Raw genomic sequence first — 18,360 nt, 5'->3', positions numbered from 1 at the left:
CTTGATATCTCAGGATGGCTCCCGGCCTTCGCCGGGATGACATCGCGTTTGGGAAAGCTGCGGTGCCGGCTGGCGTCACCGCAGCCAGTAAGAAGATTAACCGCCGATCACCGACTTACGAGCGTCGATGATGGTCTGGTACATCTGCTGGTTAGCGTCGACGAAGTTGGTGTAGCCACCAGCCGTGAAGGCGTCGAAGCAGTCGAAGTCGGTCTCCGGCAGGGCCTTGAAGAACGCAGTGACCTTGGCCTTCATGTCAACCGGGATCTTGTTCGAAACCATCAGCGGGCCGTTTGGAATGATCGGCGACTGCCAGACTTCGACCAGGTCGTCCATGTCGAGCAGACCCTTGTCGACCATGATGCGCAGGTTGCCGGAAGTGTAGCCTTCCGAGAATTCGCCCTGGCCCGAACCGAAGGTGGTGCCAACATCCCAGGTGCCGTCGAGAACGCCGAGCACGAGGTTTTCGTGGCCGCCGCCAAAGCCGGTTTCGCTGTAGAATTCAGCGATCGGCATGCCGAGATCGGCCGGCAGGGCAACGTTCGGGATCAGGTAGCCAGAGGTGGAGTCGGGATCGGCAAAGCCGAGCTTCTTGCCCTTGGTCGAAGCGAGATCGGTGATACCGGAGTCGGAGCGAGCGACCATGATCGTGTGGTAACCGGTCGAACCGTCGGCCTGCTGCGTGGTCAGCACCGGATCAACGGCCTCGGGGTCGGCGATGTAAATCTTGGCGTAGGACGAGGCGCCCATGATGGCGATGTCGATGGTGCCGCCGAGCAGGCCCTGGATGATGCCGTTATAGTCGGGCGACGGGAAGAACTGGACTTCCGAAACGCCGGTCGCGGCCTTCAGCGGCTCGGCGACGCATTCCGAACGACGCAGCTGATCGGCTTCGTTTTCGCCGCCATCGAGGCCGATACGGAGGACGCTGACGTCCTGGGCAAATGCAGCGGTCGACATCGAGAGGGCCACGGAGGCCAGGAGCAGTTTACGGATCGCGGACACGGGAAGTCTCCTTTGGTGACGCGGGATGGGTCTACGGCGTGGAACCGTTGGACTCAGGGAGCCTGCTGGGCGTTGGTCGGCGTGCGCGGCAGGAATTTGACCGGCGCAATCGAGGTCGAAGTCATGGCTTCCGAAAAAGCCTCCTTCAGACCGTCAGCGCCGTAGATGGTGCGAGCGACGTCAGTGGTCAGCTCGTCGGGCGTGCCGTCAAAAACCACCTGGCCACCGCTCATGCCGACGATGCGTTCGCAATAAGCGCGCGCCGTATCGAGCGTGTGGAGATTGGTGATGACGGTGATGCCTTCGGCATTGATGTCACGGAGCGAGTCCATGACGATTTGCGCATTGCGCGGATCAAGGCTCGCGATCGGTTCGTCCGCCATGATCATTTTCGGGTTCTTCATCAGCGCCCGGGCAATCGCCACACGCTGCTGCTGACCACCGGAAAGCGTCTGGGCCCACTGCATCGCAGTCTGCGCGATATCGAGACGCTCCAGGGCCTTGAGCGCTTCAAGCTGCTCGTCCGGGGTAAAAACCTGCAGGAGGTTCAGAACCGGATTGCGGCCATTGAGACGGCCGAGCATCACATTGGTGATGACATCGAGGCGCGGCACGAGGTTGAACTGCTGGAAGATCATGGCGCAATCGCGCTGCCAGGAGCGCAGGGCCGCGCCACGCAGTTCCGACGTCTTCACGCCATCATATTCGATATAGCCCGAAGACACATCGTTGAGACGGTTGATCATGCGCAGCAGCGTCGACTTGCCGGCGCCGGAGCGACCGATAATGCCGACCATCTGGCCCTGTGGAATTTCGAGCGTCACATCATTGACGGCGACCTTGTCACCGAAGCGTCGTGTAACGTGCGAAATCTTGAGCATGCTTGGCGCCCCGCCTTTGAGATGAGGGACACCTAAGGGGCGCACATAACGCCACCATGTACGATCAATGACGGTTCCATGACTATTCACGGGACCTCAAAGGCAGGTTGTCGCAATCGCGACCGGGTCACCTGATCATTTTTGTGACAACGGCAACGTCTTAACGGCCCGTCATAAAGGCCGCCCCGACCCACTGACCCCCTCGCCCCTTGAGGTAGAGGGACAGGAATTTCTTCGTTCAGAAGAAATTCCAGGGTGAGGGGTAGCCAGCCTCCGCAGAGGAGCAAGTGATAGGCACCGCAGGAACACCCCTCATCCGCCCTTCGGGCACCTTCTCCCTCAAGGGGAGAAGGAAGACAGGCTGACTCCCCCTACTCATACTTCTCCAAAAACGCCTCAATCCCGAGCTTCCGGAAATCCGGCAGCGCCACATGCAATTGCTCGTGGCTCCAATCCCACCACTTCAACGCATCCAGTCTGCTCGCAATCGGATCGGCAAACCGCTGCTTGATCGTCTTCGCCGGCACACCCACGGCAATGGCGAAATCCGCCACATCCTTGGTCACCACCGCATTGGAGCCGATGATCGCCCCATTGCCGATCTTCACCCCCGGCATGATCACCGCACCATGCCCGATCCAGGTATCATGCCCAATACTGATCGGCGTGCTCTCGCGCCATTCGAAGAACGAAGCATCATCCTCCTCGCCCTCAAAATACTGCGCCGAGCGATAGGTGAAGTGATGGAGCGACGCCCGCTCCATAGGATGCATCGAGGCATAAATCCGCACATTGGCCGCGATATTGGAAAACTTCCCGATCGTCGAATAAGCAATCTGCGTCCCACTCACGCAGTAGGAATAGTCCTCCATGGTCGAATGGGCGACATGGCAGAAGGCGCCGACCTCGGTATATTTCCCCAACACGGACTGGTTCACCTTCGCCGTCTCGTGCACCGACGGCTTTTCACTCAGCTTCTTCATGCTGCCACCTTCGGCGCAAAGCCGGTCACGTCGACGATCCGGTCGGCCACTTCCGCCCGTACCTCTTCGTCATGGAAAATCCCGAGCATGGCGACGCCCTCGCGCTTCTTCTGCGCGATCATGCCCACCACCACCGCCCGATTGGCCGCATCGAGCGACGCCGTCGGTTCGTCCAGTAGGAGCACCGGATGATGCGTAATAAAGCCCCGCGCAATATTCACGCGCTGCTGCTCACCACCCGAAAACGTCGCCGGCGGCAGGCTCCACAGCCGCTCCGGCAGATTGAGCCGGCTCAGCATTTCGCCAGCCTTCTGCTGGGCCTCGTCCTTATCGGTCCCACGAACCACCAGCGGCTCGGCCACCACGTCCAGCGCCGAAACGCGCGGCACCGTGCGCAAAAACTGGCTGACATAGCCAATGGCATCGCGGCGCAGGGTAAGAACTGTCCGCGGATCGGCACTGGCGAGATCGACCATTTTGCCGTCATGAGCAATGAGAACCTCGCCGCTATCGACGCCATAGTTCCCATAGACCATTTTCAGAATGGACGATTTGCCGGCGCCCGAAGGCCCACCCAGCACAACGCATTCGCCGGCATTGATGTCAAAGGTGACATTCTCCACCACCGGCAGGCTGATGCCCCCACGCAGGTGCATGGTAAAAGTCTTGGCGAGATTTCTTACGGAAAGAGCGGTCATCATCACACCTGCAGGATCGAGCTGACGAGAAGCTGCGTATAGGGCTCACGCGGATCGTCGAGCACCCGGTCGGTCAGCCCGGCTTCAATGACGTGCCCACCCTTCATCACCATCATCCGATGCGAAAGGAGACGCGCGACAGCGAGGTCATGGGTCACGACAATCGCCGAAAGCCCCAACTCACCCACCAACTGCCGCAACAGATCGAGCAGGCGCGCCTGCACCGATACGTCGAGACCACCTGTCGGCTCGTCCATGAACACCAGCCGCGGGCCGGTCACGAGATTGCGGGCAATCTGCAAACGCTGCCGCATGCCACCCGAAAAGCTGCGCGGCTGGTCATCGATCCGGTCCGCCGCAATTTCCACGCGCCCAAGCCAATCGAGCGCCGTATCGCGGATTTTGCCATAGTGCCGATCACCCACCGCCATCAGCCGCTCGCCGACATTGGCGCCGGCAGAGACGGTCATGCGCAGCCCATCGGCCGGGTTCTGGTGCACAAAGCCCCAGTCCGTCCGCGTCAGAAAGCGCCGCTCGGCCTCAGAAAGCTCATAGATATTGCGCCAGCTTTCATCCCGCATCCGATAGAGCGCCTCGCCCGAACTGGGTTCGAGATTGGCCGAAAGCGTATTAAGCAGCGTCGTCTTCCCCGAGCCACTTTCGCCGACAATCGCCAGCACTTCGCCTGGATAAAGCTCGAAATTGACATCGGCACAGCCAAGCCGCGAGCCGTAATACTTGGTCAGGTTTTTTACCCGCAGCAGCGGTTCGTCAGACATCAAAAATCTCCCGCATCCACGGTGTCATTCCCCCGAAAGCGGGAACCCCTGTTTCCAACTCACAGATCCCCATCCCCGTCGTCATTGCCGGGCTTGTCCCGGCAATCCACGCGATGCTGGGACTCCCTTGGACCACCGGGACAAGCCCGGTGGTGACGACTGTGGAGGGAGCGAGCTCCAGTTGAAGGAGGCTGTTCATTCCGCAGCCTCCTGCATCCCCAAAACCCCGACATGTCCCGCTTCCCGCCGCTCTTCGCAGTGGTCGGTGTCCGAGCACACATACATATGGCCGCCCCGGTCATCCAAAATGACCTCGTCGAGATAGACCTGCTCAGCACCACACAGCGCACAGGGCTGCTCAAAGTGCTGAATGGTGAAGGGGTGATCTTCAAAATCCAGGCTCACCACATCGGTATGCGGCGGCACCGCATAAATCCGGTGCTCACGCCCTGCCCCGAAAAGCTGCAGCGCTTCCGAGCGATGCATCTTCGGATTGTCAAATTTTGGCGTCGGGCTCGGGTCCATCACATAGCGACCCTCGACCTTCACCGGATAGGCATAGGTCGTGGCAATACGGCCGTGACGCGCAATGTCCTCATAGAGCTTCACATGCATCAGCCCATATTCTTCGAGCGCATGCATTTTTCGCGTTTCGGTTTCGCGCGGCTCGAGGAAGCGCAGCGGCTCCGGGATCGGCACCTGATAGACGAGGATCTGCCCCGCCTCGAGCTTGCGCTCTGGAATACGGTGGCGCGTCTGGATGATCGTCGCCTCGGCCGTGTGCGTCGTCGTCTGCACCTGCGCCACCTTGGCAAAGAAGGCCCGGATCGACACGGCATTGGTCGTGTCATCCGCCCCCTGGTCGATGACTTTCAGCACATCGTCCGGCCCGATAATGGAAGCCGTCACCTGCACGCCGCCCGTACCCCAACCATAGGGCATCGGCATTTCGCGCGACGAGAACGGCACCTGATAACCGGGGATCGCCACGGCCTTCAGAATGGCCCGGCGGATCATCCGCTTGGTCTGCTCGTCGAGATAGGCAAAGTTATAGTTTGCGACGGCGTTCATGATTGGACCTCGCACAGAGCTACCCCACCCACGGTGTCATTCCCGCGAAAGCGGGAACTTCCGTTGGCGATGGCAGGGAAGGAAACAGGGGTTCCCGCGTTCGCGGGAATGACACGGTGAGTGTGGGGAGGCATCATTCCGCCGCCTCCTGCTTGCCTTCAAACTCCGCCCGCATGCGCCGGATCAGGTCCAGCTCCGCCTGGAAATCGACGTAGTGGGGAAGTTTGAGGTGCTCGACGAAACCGGTCGCCTGCACATTGTCTGAGTGCGAAATGACGAACTCTTCGTCCTGCGCCGGCGCCGTAATGTCCTCGCCAAATTCCTTGGCCCGCAGCGCCCGGTCGACCAGTGACATGGCCATGGCCTTGCGCTCCGCCTGGCCGAAGACAAGCCCATAGCCGCGCGTAAACTGCGGCGGGATCTTTGCCGAGCCCTTGAACTGGTTGACCATCTGGCACTCGGTCACCCGAACGCGCCCGAGGCTCACCGCAAAACCAAGCTCGGGAATATCAAACTCGACCTCGACCTCGCCAATGCGGATTTCACCGACAAACGGATGCGTCCGCCCATAACCACGCTGCGTCGAATAGCCGAGGGCAAGCAGAAAGCCCTCGTCGCCCCGCGCCAGCGCCTGCAACCGCAGATCGCGATCCAGCGGAAAATCCAGCGGCTCACGTGTCAGGTCGCCGACCTCATGGTCTTCCCCAACCTCGCCATCGGGCTCGATCAGCCCCTGGCGCCCGAGAAGATCAGTCACCCGCGGCGCCTGTTCATCCTCAGCCTCGCGCACCGCCGGCACTTCGGCATCTTCGCCGACAATGCTCGGGTCCAAGAGACGATGGGTATAGTCAAAGGTCGGCCCGAGCATTTGCCCGCCGGGAAGGTCCTTGAACGTCGCCGAGATACGCCGCTCGATCTTCATCGCCCCGGTATCGATCGGCTCCGAATAGCCAAATCGCGGCAGCGTCGTGCGATAGGCGCGCACCAGAAAGATCGCCTCGATCAGATCGCCCCGCGCCTGCAACAGCGCCAGCGCCGCCAGCTCCCGGTCATAAAGCGAACCCTCGCCCATGGCGCGATCCACTGCGAGACCCAACTGCTCGACAATCTGATCAAGCCGCAGCGCCGGCACCGAGCGGTCACCGCGACGCCGATCCGCCAGCAAGCGATGCGCATTGGCAATGGCGGCCTCGCCACCCTTTACAGCTACGTACATCCTACGCCTCCACAATCCGGCTCGAACGCGGCAGGCCCATCACCTGGCCACCAGCCACCAGCAGCAGGTCCACGCCCCGCGGAAACAGTTCCCGGTTCTCGCCCCACTGCGCGACAAAATCCGCCGGCAACCCGACCGGACTGATCGCCTGCGTCTCGCGAATGCCCGGCCCACGCAGCACCAGCTCGGCGCCGCCATTCAACGCCGGCACTTCGGCAATGATCGTCGTCGACCGGTCCGGATATTCCTGCGTCCCGAGATTGCAGCGCGCCAATTCCGGCATCGCATCGCCGAGGGCCACAAAAGCAAAATTGGCCTTGGCCGGATCGGTCACCACGGTGGCGCCGGTATGAAAACCGACAAAACCCTTCACCTCCGCCGTATCGAGCGCAGGCGACAACCAGATCGTCGTGTCGTGGTCGCTCAACGTTAGCAGTGTGCTAGCCAATTCACGCCCGAGTGCCGCCGAACCGTCACTCGAACCACCCAGTTTCTGCTGCGTCCCGGGGTTCGCCAGCGCATCCAGAATGGCCCGGAAAGCCGCCTGTGCATCAACAACCGGGTCGGCAAAACCAGCGCCAAAATCATGGGAAAGCATCAGTTATCCCCTCTCACCATGGTGAAGAAATCGACCCGCGTCGCCGCCGCCTCGTCCGCCCGAACCGCATCGCGCTCAGCGCCAAGTGCTTCCAGCGGCGCAACAATTTCTGCATCGATCCGAGTGGCATCGCGCTGGCGCAGCGCATCGATCACCGCAATGGCCTCGGCCTTGTCGAGGTCGCGGCCCAGGCAATACCCGTGCCCCACTTCCCCGGTTACAATCCGCACACTGGCCCGGCTCACCGTCGCCTCGCCGAGGTTAAACGGCGCCCCGCCGCCACCGGCTCGCCCGCGCACCATGACCAATCCGGTCTCCGGTCCACGCAGCCGCTGATGGTCCGGCCTGTCGCCAAAGGCGTCCCAGCGCTCGGCCAGCGCCTTGGACGGTGCCGATGCCAGAACATCCAGCGCCCGCTTTCTTGCGCGTTGCTCGGCAGAAATCTCTGTCGTCATGCTTGCCTCGATTTGTCTAATAAACTAGACAACTACTATCACTAGTTCCGCTCTACGCTTCCCGTGTGAAAGTGCAATGACAAAATCGCAGTCAGCTTCAGGTGGCGTCGCGCTCTGGCGCCAGATCGCCGATGCCATCCGCCTCGACATCGTCGGTGGCAAGCTCGCCAATGGCGATCGTCTGCCGACGGAAGCCCTTCTGGCAGAACGTTTTTCTGCCAATCGCCACACGGTGCGGCGCGCCCTCGCGGTGCTCGCCGAAGAAGGCGTCGTCGCCGCCGAACAGGGGCGCGGCACTTTCGTAAAAAGTATCCGCCGCCTCACCTACCCCATCGGCAAGCGCACGCGTTTCCGCGAAGGACTCAAGGGCCAGGCTGGCTCTCTCGTATCCGTCAGCATCTCGGACAAGATCGAAAACGCCACCGCCCGGGTCGCGGAAGCTCTCGGCCTCAAACCCGGCACCAAGGTGGTCCGCACCGAAAGTATGTCGGTCGCCGATGGCGTGCCGATCTCGCGCTCGACCACCTGGCTACCCTATCGCCGCTTCCCCGATTTCGCCGCGCGGATCAAGGAGATGCAGTCGACCACCATGGTCTTCCAAAGCTATGAAATCGCAGACTATTCCCGCGCCTCGACCCGCATTTCCGCCCGCCACGCCGACGTCGAAGAAACCCGCTCCCTCAACCTGGCCCCCGGCGCAATAGTGCTGGTTTCTGAAGCCGTCGACGTCGATCCAGAGGGCGAACCGCTCTCCTACGCCCTCACCCGCTTCCCTGCGGAGCGAATGGAACTGGTGGTCTAAAAAGTCCCACCACCCACGGTGTCATTCCCGCGAAAGCGGGAATCCCCGTTCAAGGCACAAAGAGATTCCCGCTTTCGCGGGAATGACTCGGGGCCGACTAAGCCCCTGCCGGCAAACGCAAAAGGTCTCGCAGCAGCGACACAAACTGCTCACCCGCCACATCAAGCTGGCCCGAATTGTCAATCCGCACCGTGCTCGCCGGCAGCCGAACGCCAACGCTGCGATCCATCCGCCGACGGATTTCCTCGGCATCTTCCCGGCCACGTCCGGCAAGCCGCGTCGCGATCACCTGAGGGTCCGCTGTCACTTCCACGACAACCGCCGTCGGATAACGCGACACCAGTTGCGGAATGACCGCGCGGGACAGGTTGGCAATCACCACCCGCCCCTCATGCAGATCATCTTCCAGCTCCACCGGCAGCCCATAGCGCAGACCATGTGCCGGCCAGCTCAGGGCAAAGCGCCCTTCCGTCTCTGCCGCCGCAAACTGATCCACCGTCATGGTGTCGTGGTCTTCGCTGCCACCATCGGCCTCGCGCGTGACCACGCGGCGCACGATCACCACGTCATCGCCCAGGCGCTCGCGCGCATAGGCCATGACGCTGTCCTTGCCGGCCCCGCTGGAGCCGACTACGGCGACGAAAGTACCGGTCATATCACCCGGCGCCCTTCGCGCCACACGGTCTGGACGATCGGAATACCCTCTTCGATCCGCAGGTGTACGAGGTCGGCCCGCTTGCCCACGGCGATCTCGCCGCGATCGTCGAGACCCGCCGCGTCAGCCGGGCGCTTCGTCACAAAGCTGATCGCCTCCGGCAAACTTATCCCCGGCACCTCTTCGACAAGGCAGAATGCCGATTGCAGCATCGAGAAGGGAATGTAGTCGGACGACAGAATATCGAGCAGCCCTGCCGCCGCCAGATCGCGCGCCGAAACATTGCCCGAATGCGAACCGCCTCGCACCACATTGGGCCCGCCCATCAGGATCGCCATGCCCGCATCGCGCGAAGCCTTGGCCGCTTCCAGCGTCGTCGGGAATTCGGCAATGCGAATTCCAAGCTCCACGGCTTCGTCCACATGCGCCGAAGTCGCATCGTCATGGCTCGCCAGCGCAATATTGCGCTCGGCACTCAGCGCCGCCAAAGCCTTGCGGTGCTTGTCCGAGTAAGTATCTGATTCATAAGATCTTCTGGCGATGAACTCGGCCAGCGCCGCATCGCTCATCTTTAGCTTACCCTGGTAGTAGACCTTGTAGGCATCCGGGCTCGCAAACTGCCGCTGTCCCGGCGCGTGGTCCATCAGCGACGCCAGCCGCACCAGCGGATGGTCCATGATCTTCTCAAAGCTCTCGAGGCAATCCGGCGCCGAAACCTCGCAGCGCAGGTGGATCAGGTGGTCAGCACGCAGCCGCCCGGCATCGACGCCAGCCGTGATCGCATCGGCCAAAATCCGCAGCTCATCCATGCCCATATCGGCATGTTCGTCGATCCCGACGCGAATGGCGTCGAACACGGTCGTGATCCCGGAAGCCGCGATCTGCGCATCATGCGCCTGCACCGCAGCGACAGGGTGCCACCGGACCTTCGGCCGCGGCGCATAGTGCGTTTCGAGGTGATCGGTATGCAGTTCCACCAGCCCCGGAATGAGGTAGTCGCCGTTCAGATCGGTCCCGCGCTTGCTGGTCGTTCCGATGTCAGTGATGACACCACCGGAGATTTCCACCGCGCCTTCAAGCACTTGGTCGGCCAGCACGATGCGGGCATTGGTAAGGACGGTCGAGTCGAGGGCTTGCATGGTGGTTTCAGCGCGTTCAGATGGGAAAGGTCGGTGCGATAGCCCGCTAATGTGACAGGGCGACGACACGCCCCAAGCCACTCACCCTAACTCAACACGTACTGCTTCGGGAGGCCCGCGATTGCGCCTCTTTCGCCCGATCAACAGCTTGGCGGTGAAACGCCCCAGCCGAACTCAGCTCTGGAACGGATCGAGCGTCGGCAGCAATTGCTGATACTGCCCGCGCCAATAAAGCAGCGGTTGCTGGTCTGTCAGTTCCACCGAGCGCACGCGCCCAAGCACGATTGCATGGGAGTGGCGCTCGATCGTCTCTTCGAGCTCACAATCGATCACCGCCACCGCGCTCCTGAGCCCCAGATTGCCGCTGTCGAGCCGGTTCCAGTCCCAGCCTACATAGCGGTCATTGCCCCTGATGCCGCCGCGACCGGCAAACCGGTCGGCAATGGCCGACTGTCCATCGGTCAAGACGTTGACCGCAAACGACCCCGCCTGGCGCAGCGCGTCCCAGGACGATGAGTTGCGGTTCAGGCTGACGAGAATCGTCGGCGGCTCCGCCGAAAAAGACGATACCGAGGTTGCCGTAAACCCCGTGCGATCTTCACCGACACCGATAGTAATCACGCTGACCGCGCCGGCAAGATTGCGCATGGCCTGCTTGAAAACGGATGCGTCAACGGTTTCCGCTGGCAGTCGCACCGGCGCATAGGTTGCAAAATCGACAATCGACACCGTCTGTTCTCCTATCCCGCGCCAAAGCAGGTATTGCCTGGGAGTGAGACTAGCCCTGCAGGGGAGAGCTTGGGAGATCGCCGGGGAGCACAGTTTCCCCCGGCGACGCGGCCAGGGGAAATATATATCTACTACTTCTATAGACTAATGATCAAGAAAGCCGCACGCCGCTCTGCTGGTCAAACAGCGTTACGCGATTGGGATCGGCAGCAATCCGCACCGAGGCGCCGGCCTCGACAGCCAGGCGGTCATGCACCACGACGATCATCGGCTGCCCGCCAACCTCGACCTGCAGATGCGTCTCCGATCCCGTAGGCTCGATATTCAGCACCGTTGCCGCAACACCCTCGTCACCGACACGGATATGTTCCGGCCTGATCCCGACCTGCACCGTCCGCCCGATATAGGCCCTGCCCCGCTCACCAAGCGACCACTCGATGCCACCAACATCGCGCAGCACGATCCGCCCGTTTTCCTCCGCCACTGTCCCGTCAACGAAATTCATCGACGGCGAACCGATAAAGCCCCCGACAAAGGCATTGGCCGGATTGTCGTAGATTTCGAGCGGCGATCCGATCTGCTCGATTTTTCCTGCCCGCATGACTACGATCCGGTCGGCCATGGTCATGGCCTCCATCTGGTCATGGGTCACGTAGATCATCGTGGCCTTGAGCCGGCTATGCAGCGCCTTGATCTCACCGCGCATCTGCACGCGCAGCTTGGCATCGAGGTTCGACAACGGCTCATCGAACAGGAACACCGCCGGATGCCGGACGATGGCGCGCCCCATGGCGACGCGCTGCCGCTGTCCACCCGAAAGCTGCCGCGGATAGCGATCGAGCAGCGGCCCCAGCGCCAGGATCTCGGCCGCCCGTCGCACCTCGCTCTCGATCTCCTGCTTGCTTTTTCTCGAGAGCTTCAGCGAGAACGCCATATTGTCGCGCACCGTCATATGCGGATAAAGCGCATAGCTCTGGAACACCATGGCGATGTCGCGCTCCTTCGGCTCGAGCTCATTGACCACGCGCCCGCCGATGTCGATCTCGCCATCGGTAATGCTCTCGAGCCCCGCAATCATGCGCAGCAGCGTAGACTTGCCGCAGCCCGAAGGGCCGACCAGCACGACGAACTCCCCGTCCCGCGCCGCGACGGAAACCCCATGCAAAACCTGCATCGAGCCATAGGCTTTTACCGCATTGCGAATGGTAACACTGGCCATGTCTCTTCCCCTTAGCGTCCGCCCATGCCCGCATTGAGGGCGATGGAATTGTAGATGAGTTTCTGCAGCAGAATGGCGAGGAACACGCCGGGCAGCATGGAGAGCGCCGCGCCCGCCATGATGAAGTTCCACTGCGTTCCCGACTGCGTCTGGAAATAGGTCAACCCCACCGGCAGCGTCGCATTCTCCGATCCGGTCATCACGATCAGCGGCCAGAGGAAATTGTTCCACTGCCCGATGAAGGTGAAGAGCGACAGGAGCCCAATGGCAGGCATCGAAAGCGGCACGATGATGCTGACGAGAATGCGCAGCCTTGAAGCCCCGTCGATCCGCGCGGCCTCTTCAAGCTCCATAGGAATGGAGAGAAAGAACTGCCGCATCAGGAAGGCACCGAAGGTGCCGAAGGCCACGGGCAGGATGACGCCCTGGAAGGTGTTGACCATCCCCAGACTGTTCACGATCAGGAACAGCGGAATGATCAGCATGATCGCCGGCACCATCAGCGTGCCGAGATAGGCCATTAGCAGCGTCTCGCGCCCCGGAAATTTCAGGCGTGCAAAGGCGTAGCCGGAAAGGCACGAGACAATGACGGTGATCACCGTAACGCTGCTCGAAATGAAGAGGCTGTTGAAGAAGAACCGCCCAAAGGGCAGCTGCGTCCAGGCCTTGCCGAAATTGTCCCACTCGAAAACATTGGGCAGGATGCGCACCGGGATCGCCAGCACTTCGGCATTGCCGCGCACCGCATTGCTCACCATCCAGAAGAACGGGAACAGGAACAGCAGCGCGACGATCAGCAGCCCGCCATGGTTGAGAATATCGAGCGCCAGAGAAAACCGGGAACGGGACTTAGCTGTCATAGTGCACCCACTTGCGCTGGAGCCAGAACTGGACGGCGGTGAGGGCCATGATCATGGCGAACATCACCCAGGCGATGGTCGAGGCGTAGCCCATCTGGAAATTCTGGAAGCCGCGTTGATAGATGGCATAGCCCAGCGTCGCCGTGGCATTGCCCGGCCCGCCGCGGGTCATCACGTAGATCTGGTCAAAGACCTGCAGCGAGGTGATTGCCGTCATCACCGTGCCGAAGAACAGCGTCGGCGAAATCAGCGGCAGCCTTATCTTCCAGAACCGCTGCCAGGCATTGGCCCCGTCGATCCGCGCCGCCTCGAGATAACTCTGCGGCACCATGTCGAGCGCCGCATTGAACAGCACCGTATTGTAGCCAACGCCGGCCCAGAGGGAGACGATGACCACCGCCTGCATGGCCAGCGTCTGGTCGGTCAGCATGCTCGGAATCTGCACCGAGATCGAGCGCATGAGAAAATCGAAGAACCCGTCCGGCGCGAAGATCAGCATCCAGACGATGGCGACAGCGATGCCCGGGGTGAAGGTCGGGAGGAAAAAGACCACCCGGAACCATCGCTGTCCCATCTTGAGGCTGGATATCCAAACTGCCAGCCCCAATGAGATGACGATGTTCAGCACCAGATATTCGGCGGTGAAGAACAGCGTATTGCGCAGCACCGGCCAGAATTGCGGGTCGGCGGTAAAGAGCCTTACATAGTTGGAAAAGCCCACGAATTCAGGCGTACCGAGCAATTTCCAGTTGGTGAAGCTCAGCACCACGGAGGCGATGATCGGCACCACCAGAAACAGGACCATGCCGATCAGGCCGGGCAGCAGGAAGAACAGAGCTGTTCTCGCCTCCCTGCGTTCCAGCCGGTTCCCCCACCGCGAACGCGGTCTGCTGGTCACCTCGGTCATGTCTTCAATCGCCGCCATGGGGCTCCTCCCGTCCAGCGTGTAAGTGGACCCGGCCAGTCAGGGGACCAGCCGGGCTTCGGCGCTTAGAAGGGAAGCTGGTTCTGGATATCGGCCAGAACGGCTTCGGTGGTGGAGTCACCGTTGAGCGCCAGCGGCATGTACTGGGTCAGCAGGTTTTCGAACTCGTTCCAATACTGGTTGAGGCGGAACGGGGTCGAGTGTTCGAACATATAGGCCAGGACTTCGCGGGTGCCGCTCACGTCCTTGGCGGCCACGTCATACCAGTAGGTCTGCGCGGCAAGACGGCCAGGCAGCGCACGGCCAGCCGACGCAAGGATCTCGGCGGCCTTGGGGCCCGTCAGGATCTGCAGCGCCTTATAGGCTTCTTCCTTGTGCTGACTGGTTGCCGAAATACCCCAGCCCGAGCCGGCCGTAATGAAGCGCGATGGTCCTTCACCGCGCGGAAGCGGCGCAACGCCCATCTTGAAGTCGACCGCGCCCTGGGTCGAAATCAGCGACCAGGGGCCATCGATATACATGGCCGCATTGCCCGAGGCGAAACGGCCGCTGGCGGTAACTGCACCGGCACCCGAGGCAAAGACCGGCGAGGCCTTGTCCACCGTGGTCAGGTCGACGAACTGGCTCACTGCGCCCAGATAACCCGCGTTGGTCAGGTCGAACTGGTTGTCGTCATTGAAATATTCTGCACCCAGCGCAACCGGGCCAGCGATGAAGTCGAAAGCCTGGTTGGCATAGCCATAGTTCTCGCCTTCGGTGAGCTTGTCGGCCGCCGCCTTGAAGTCGGCAAAGGTCCAGTCAAGCGCCGGTTCGGCAAGGCCTGCGGCCGCAAACTTGTCGCGGTTGTAGAAGACCATCCACGGGCCCACGTCGTATGGCAAGGCGTACTGCTTGCCGTCATGGCCTAGGCCGGCAATGATCGAGCTTTCGAACACGGACGTGTCGAACTTGTCCGAGGCAAAGTGATCATCGAGCGGTTCGAGAATGGAATAGAAGCTCGGCATGCGCATGGACTGCATGGCGACGAGGTCGGCGATCTGCCCCGAAGAGGCCAGCACCGGCAGGCGGGTCCAATAGTCGGTCCAGCCCGAAATCTGCGGCGTGACGGTAATATTGGGATATTCGGCGGTCACCAGGTCCGCGAGGCTCGTCCAGAGCGCGGTATCCTTTTCATCGCCCCACATCTGCCAGGTCAGGTTCACCTTGTCCTGGGCGTGGGCGGTGGCGACGAGGGCGCTGCTCGCGAGAAACGCGGCAGCCAGAACGGTAGAAAGTTTCACGGTAGTCTCTCCTCAGTAACTACGGTTGATCTGCAATCGAGTTCGTTCCGGAATTCGTGGGCTCCGGTTGGTCAGTCGGCCTGTCAGGCCGCTAGCAACACCTCCAGGTCCTCGACCATGGCGATGAATTCGGCGCGCTGCCGCCGCCAGGCATCGGCACCGCCGCCCGGCTCCAGCATCTGTGTCATGCGCGAAATGAAGTCCGGCGGCAGGTGTTCGAGATCTGCCGCCATGGGCAGGTTCCAGCCGTCCCCGGGGTAGTAGACGCGGTTAAAGGCGAAGACGACCTGAAGGATTGCATTGGCGAGCTTGCCGCTGAGGCCAACGAGAAACACCAGGTCCCGCCGCTCCACCTTGCTCGCATAGTGGTAGTCCTGCGCCCAGTAGGCGAGGATTTCGCGATATTGCCGCAGCACCGATTGCCGCAGCGCCTCGGGATAGGCCGTGAGCTGCGCCTTCCACCCCGCCAGAATGCCATCGGGGTCGGAAACGATCTGCTGGTTGGCGAGATCTGTCGGCAAGTGGTAGCCCCAGATGGTCCACTCAAAACTCTTGTCGACCGGCGCTCCATCGATCCAGGCGGCAAGGTCTCGACGCACTCCGGCATAGGAGCGCATCCAGACCCCATCCATCCGAAAGCCCTTGGCCTCCCAATGGCGCATGGTTTCTTCAAACCGGCGCCATTGCGGCGTACTTTCGATATCAGGTCCGCGATAGGCATCGGCATAGACCCGGAAGTCATAGTCCGACTGCGCGTCGGCCCGACCTTTGGCGCGCGAGCCGGCAAGGGCGACGGCGCCCCTGCCATTCTCGGCGAGGTCGGCGATGACAGGCGTCATCGCGGCAATGAGCTCGGCTTCCTGTGTCATGACGGCGCCCACGGCGGTTTCCGGCTCTCTCCTCAATCCTTGAGGAAGATTTCGACCACAGGCGAAACCACGTCGGGCTTCAGTACAGGCAATTCCAGGGTAAGAATGCCATCGCCGACGGCGACGCCGATATTGGAGTCGACCTCGGCATCGGGATCGAGCCAGTGGATCTCGCTCGCATCGTGCAGGAACTGCGCATACTTCACCTTGCGCCCCAGCCCTTCGATATGGACGTGGCGGAACGGCCAGCTCTGCAGATGCAGGTAGAGCCGATTACCCTTCTGGGTGAACTTGGTGCCGTTCGGCGCCTTGAACTCGGACGGCCCTGCCCCGTAGATCGACCGCGAATTGACGTCCATCCACTCGCCATAGGTCGCCAGCGCCTTGTTGGCGCGCGCATCGAACGTTCCCCGCGCTGTCGGCCCGACATTCATGAGAAGGTTGCCACCGAGCGCCACGGTATCAACGAGAATGTTAATCAGCTGGGCGGCATCCTTCCAGGTACCCTCGTCGCGGTGATAGCCCCACGAGCCGGACAGAGTGTGGCACACTTCCCAACGCACCGGCTGGCCGTTGATGGTCGGCGCCACGCGCGGCGTGTATTGTTCTGGCGTCGCCAGATCCTTGGGGAAATTGCCGTCGGAAGGCAGATCAAGGCGGTCGCCGACAATGATGTTGGGCTGGAGCTTCCGCACGAGAGTAATCAGCTCTTCGCTCTGCCAGTCATTGCGCCCCTTGCCCGGCATGCCGCGATATTCGCGATTGGGATAGGAGAAGTCGAACCAGATAACTGAAATCTCGCCAAACCCGGTCAGCAGCTCCGTCACCTGGTTGCGCATATATTCGGCATACTGCCTGACATCGCGCGTCTTGTTCATCTCGAGCGCATCCGCGTGGTTGCGCAGCGGATGGATACCGTCGATCGGGAACTGCGGGTGGTGCCAGTCGATCAGCGAATAATAGAAGCCAACCTTGAGCCCCTCGGCCCGGAACGCTTCGACATAGGCCTTCAACAGGTCCTTGCCATAGGGAGTATTGGTCGCCTTGTAGTCGGTGAACTTGCTATCCCACAGACAGAAGCCTTCATGGTGCTTGGCGGTCAGCACCACATACTTCATCCCCGCCTCGCGCGCCCGGCGCGCCCATTCCTTGGGATCGTAGAGGTCGGGATCGAAATTCTCGAAATATTTCCGGTAGTTCTCGGGCGAAATCTCCTCGCGGTGCTGCACCCATTCATGGCGTGCCGCGAGCGCGTAGAGCCCGAAGTGAATGAACATGCCAAACCGGTCTTGGGGGAACCAGGCCTTGCCGTCCACCACGCCTGCACTGCCGCTGATTGTATGAGCGCTATCCAATTCATCCTCCTTACCGACTTTATCGAACCGGTTCGATCACCATCCTTGATTCAAGCTGTCATGATGTCAACCCCTGCCGTTAACACCCTGCAGAAGTAATATTCTCGTTGCATGAAACGCAGCAAATGCTAGGTATCGCGGAGAAAATGTTAATGAGGAGCGTGCCTCAGCTCAGTGCAAGAGGCATAGAAACGGTTCGAAAAGAGGCCGATGGCAACGATCAGAGATGTAGCCAAACTCGCCGAAGTGTCTGTTTCGACAGTCTCTTTGGCCTTCAGCAGCCCGGGACGCGTCAGCCCCCGTACTCTTGAAAGGATCCGCAGCGCCGCCGCTGCGGTCGGCTATGTTGCGGACCCCCTCGCCCAGAGCCTGGCCCGCGGCCGCAGCCGCATGATCGGCTTCGTCGTCGGCAATGTCGGCAACCCCTTCTTCGGCGACATCCGCCGCGAACTCGAAAACTACGCGCTCGAGCACGAGCACTTCGTCCTCATCACCGACTCATCGGGCAAGACGGATCGCGAGCGCGACCTCATCGAGCACCTGATCGGCCTCAAGATCGCCGGCCTCGCCCTCGCCCCCTCAAGCTTCGGCCCCGACTACGTCGATTTCGTCAGTTCGATCAAAGTCCCTATGGTCTGCTTCGACCAGAAGGTTGCGGGCATCGAGCGCGACTTCGTCGGCTCCGATAATTTCCTCGCCGGCGCCATGCTGACCGAGCACCTGCTGCAACTCGGCCATCGCCGCATCGCCTTCATCGCCGGTCCGCAGCACATGCACACCGCGTCCGAACGCTATCGCGGTTTTGTGGAAACCATGGCCAGTGCCGGAGTGGAGGTGAACC

The 18,360-nt window shown here is 61.4% G+C and carries 20 protein-coding genes; 2 read left to right on the top strand and 18 right to left on the bottom strand.

Features of this window, described 5'->3' with window-relative positions; translation table 11 throughout:
- Positions 1-96: 96 nt before the first annotated feature.
- The 9 genes from phnD to phnG form a co-directional block, all read right to left on the bottom strand.
- Positions 97-1,005: a phosphonate ABC transporter substrate-binding protein gene (gene phnD, locus J0I64_RS13425; RefSeq protein ID WP_291409034.1), complete on the bottom strand. Its 909-nt coding sequence runs from the start codon at positions 1,003-1,005 to the stop codon at positions 97-99.
- 53 nt (positions 1,006-1,058) lie between these two features.
- Positions 1,059-1,886, bottom strand: coding sequence for a phosphonate ABC transporter ATP-binding protein (gene phnC, locus J0I64_RS13420; RefSeq protein ID WP_291409032.1), 828 nt, complete (start codon positions 1,884-1,886; stop codon positions 1,059-1,061).
- A gap of 371 nt (positions 1,887-2,257) precedes the next feature.
- Positions 2,258-2,869 (bottom strand): DapH/DapD/GlmU-related protein, encoded by a 612-nt coding sequence (locus J0I64_RS13415; protein WP_291409030.1) that lies wholly within the window; start codon positions 2,867-2,869, stop codon positions 2,258-2,260.
- Positions 2,866-3,570: a phosphonate C-P lyase system protein PhnL gene (gene phnL / locus J0I64_RS13410; protein ID WP_291409028.1), complete on the bottom strand. Its 705-nt coding sequence runs from the start codon at positions 3,568-3,570 to the stop codon at positions 2,866-2,868. Before phnL ends, J0I64_RS13415 begins: the two co-directional genes overlap by 4 nt.
- Entirely contained in the window at positions 3,570-4,346 is a 777-nt protein-coding gene (phnK, locus tag J0I64_RS13405) for a phosphonate C-P lyase system protein PhnK (protein WP_291409026.1), read from the bottom strand. The genes phnL and phnK overlap by 1 nt, the downstream gene beginning before the upstream one ends.
- A 195-nt stretch (positions 4,347-4,541) precedes the next feature.
- Positions 4,542-5,417, bottom strand: a complete 876-nt coding sequence (locus J0I64_RS13400; protein ID WP_291409024.1) for an alpha-D-ribose 1-methylphosphonate 5-phosphate C-P-lyase PhnJ — start codon at positions 5,415-5,417, stop codon at positions 4,542-4,544.
- 133 nt (positions 5,418-5,550) lie between these two features.
- Entirely contained in the window at positions 5,551-6,633 is a 1,083-nt protein-coding gene (locus tag J0I64_RS13395; protein WP_291409022.1) for a carbon-phosphorus lyase complex subunit PhnI, read from the bottom strand.
- Between the two features lies 1 nt (position 6,634).
- Positions 6,635-7,231, bottom strand: coding sequence for a phosphonate C-P lyase system protein PhnH (gene phnH / locus J0I64_RS13390; protein ID WP_291409020.1), 597 nt, complete (start codon positions 7,229-7,231; stop codon positions 6,635-6,637).
- On the bottom strand, positions 7,231-7,686 hold the full coding sequence (gene phnG / locus J0I64_RS13385; RefSeq protein WP_291409018.1) for a phosphonate C-P lyase system protein PhnG: 456 nt from the start codon (positions 7,684-7,686) through the stop codon (positions 7,231-7,233). The genes phnH and phnG overlap by 1 nt, the downstream gene beginning before the upstream one ends.
- 76 nt (positions 7,687-7,762) lie before the next feature.
- On the opposite strand from phnG, the gene phnF reads away from it, so the two are divergent.
- On the top strand, positions 7,763-8,488 hold the full coding sequence (phnF, locus tag J0I64_RS13380; protein ID WP_291409016.1) for a phosphonate metabolism transcriptional regulator PhnF: 726 nt from the start codon (positions 7,763-7,765) through the stop codon (positions 8,486-8,488).
- Positions 8,489-8,585: 97 nt separating this feature from the next.
- Here the strand turns inward: phnF and phnN are convergent, their stop codons facing one another.
- From phnN to J0I64_RS13335, 9 genes are all read right to left on the bottom strand, one after another.
- Positions 8,586-9,143: a phosphonate metabolism protein/1,5-bisphosphokinase (PRPP-forming) PhnN gene (phnN, locus tag J0I64_RS13375; protein ID WP_291409014.1), complete on the bottom strand. Its 558-nt coding sequence runs from the start codon at positions 9,141-9,143 to the stop codon at positions 8,586-8,588.
- Complete coding sequence (locus J0I64_RS13370; protein WP_291409012.1) at positions 9,140-10,282, bottom strand: alpha-D-ribose 1-methylphosphonate 5-triphosphate diphosphatase; 1,143 nt, start codon at positions 10,280-10,282, stop codon at positions 9,140-9,142. Before J0I64_RS13370 ends, phnN begins: the two co-directional genes overlap by 4 nt.
- Positions 10,283-10,456: 174 nt before the next feature.
- Positions 10,457-11,011 (bottom strand): flavin reductase family protein, encoded by a 555-nt coding sequence (locus J0I64_RS13365; RefSeq protein WP_291409010.1) that lies wholly within the window; start codon positions 11,009-11,011, stop codon positions 10,457-10,459.
- Between the two features lie 151 nt (positions 11,012-11,162).
- Positions 11,163-12,230, bottom strand: a complete 1,068-nt coding sequence (ugpC, locus tag J0I64_RS13360; RefSeq protein ID WP_291409008.1) for a sn-glycerol-3-phosphate ABC transporter ATP-binding protein UgpC — start codon at positions 12,228-12,230, stop codon at positions 11,163-11,165.
- Between the two features lie 11 nt (positions 12,231-12,241).
- Positions 12,242-13,090 (bottom strand): carbohydrate ABC transporter permease, encoded by an 849-nt coding sequence (locus tag J0I64_RS13355; protein WP_291409006.1) that lies wholly within the window; start codon positions 13,088-13,090, stop codon positions 12,242-12,244.
- Complete coding sequence (locus J0I64_RS13350) at positions 13,080-13,997, bottom strand: carbohydrate ABC transporter permease (protein WP_291409036.1); 918 nt, start codon at positions 13,995-13,997, stop codon at positions 13,080-13,082. Before J0I64_RS13350 ends, J0I64_RS13355 begins: the two co-directional genes overlap by 11 nt.
- Before the next feature lie 83 nt (positions 13,998-14,080).
- Entirely contained in the window at positions 14,081-15,295 is a 1,215-nt protein-coding gene (locus J0I64_RS13345) for a sugar ABC transporter substrate-binding protein (RefSeq protein WP_291409004.1), read from the bottom strand.
- Between the two features lie 83 nt (positions 15,296-15,378).
- A complete protein-coding gene (locus J0I64_RS13340; protein ID WP_291409002.1) occupies positions 15,379-16,164 on the bottom strand; it encodes a DUF4037 domain-containing protein in 786 nt (261 codons plus the stop codon).
- A 32-nt stretch (positions 16,165-16,196) separates the two neighbouring features.
- Entirely contained in the window at positions 16,197-17,519 is a 1,323-nt protein-coding gene (locus J0I64_RS13335; protein WP_291409001.1) for an alpha-L-fucosidase, read from the bottom strand.
- Between the two features lie 210 nt (positions 17,520-17,729).
- On the opposite strand from J0I64_RS13335, the gene J0I64_RS13330 reads away from it, so the two are divergent.
- Positions 17,730-18,360 (top strand): LacI family DNA-binding transcriptional regulator (locus J0I64_RS13330; protein WP_291408999.1); only part of this gene is annotated, 631 nt, incomplete at its 3' end.

The sequence above is a fragment of the Devosia sp. genome, assembly GCF_017307565.1.
Taxonomy (GTDB): Bacteria; Pseudomonadota; Alphaproteobacteria; order Rhizobiales; family Devosiaceae; genus Devosia.
The sequence above is the reverse complement of the archived record's forward strand: the minus strand, read 5'-3'. Positions and strand labels throughout refer to the sequence as shown.

Excerpts from the sequence above, each read along its gene's own strand:
- phnC (WP_291409032.1), bottom strand. The coding sequence starts at position 1,886 with ATGCTCAAGATTTCGCACGTTACACGACGCTTCGGTGACAAGGTCGCC.
- J0I64_RS13415 (WP_291409030.1), bottom strand. The coding sequence starts at position 2,869 with ATGAAGAAGCTGAGTGAAAAGCCGTCGGTGCACGAGACGGCGAAGGTG.
- phnL (WP_291409028.1), bottom strand. The coding sequence starts at position 3,570 with ATGATGACCGCTCTTTCCGTAAGAAATCTCGCCAAGACTTTTACCATG.
- phnK (WP_291409026.1), bottom strand. The coding sequence starts at position 4,346 with ATGTCTGACGAACCGCTGCTGCGGGTAAAAAACCTGACCAAGTATTAC.
- J0I64_RS13400 (WP_291409024.1), bottom strand. The coding sequence starts at position 5,417 with ATGAACGCCGTCGCAAACTATAACTTTGCCTATCTCGACGAGCAGACC.
- J0I64_RS13395 (WP_291409022.1), bottom strand. The coding sequence starts at position 6,633 with ATGTACGTAGCTGTAAAGGGTGGCGAGGCCGCCATTGCCAATGCGCAT.
- phnH (WP_291409020.1), bottom strand. The coding sequence starts at position 7,231 with ATGCTTTCCCATGATTTTGGCGCTGGTTTTGCCGACCCGGTTGTTGAT.
- phnG (WP_291409018.1), bottom strand. The coding sequence starts at position 7,686 with ATGACGACAGAGATTTCTGCCGAGCAACGCGCAAGAAAGCGGGCGCTG.
- phnF (WP_291409016.1), top strand. The coding sequence starts at position 7,763 with ATGACAAAATCGCAGTCAGCTTCAGGTGGCGTCGCGCTCTGGCGCCAG.
- phnN (WP_291409014.1), bottom strand. The coding sequence starts at position 9,143 with ATGACCGGTACTTTCGTCGCCGTAGTCGGCTCCAGCGGGGCCGGCAAG.
- J0I64_RS13370 (WP_291409012.1), bottom strand. The coding sequence starts at position 10,282 with ATGCAAGCCCTCGACTCGACCGTCCTTACCAATGCCCGCATCGTGCTG.
- ugpC (WP_291409008.1), bottom strand. The coding sequence starts at position 12,230 with ATGGCCAGTGTTACCATTCGCAATGCGGTAAAAGCCTATGGCTCGATG.
- J0I64_RS13355 (WP_291409006.1), bottom strand. The coding sequence starts at position 13,090 with ATGACAGCTAAGTCCCGTTCCCGGTTTTCTCTGGCGCTCGATATTCTC.
- J0I64_RS13350 (WP_291409036.1), bottom strand. The coding sequence starts at position 13,997 with ATGACCGAGGTGACCAGCAGACCGCGTTCGCGGTGGGGGAACCGGCTG.
- J0I64_RS13340 (WP_291409002.1), bottom strand. The coding sequence starts at position 16,164 with ATGACACAGGAAGCCGAGCTCATTGCCGCGATGACGCCTGTCATCGCC.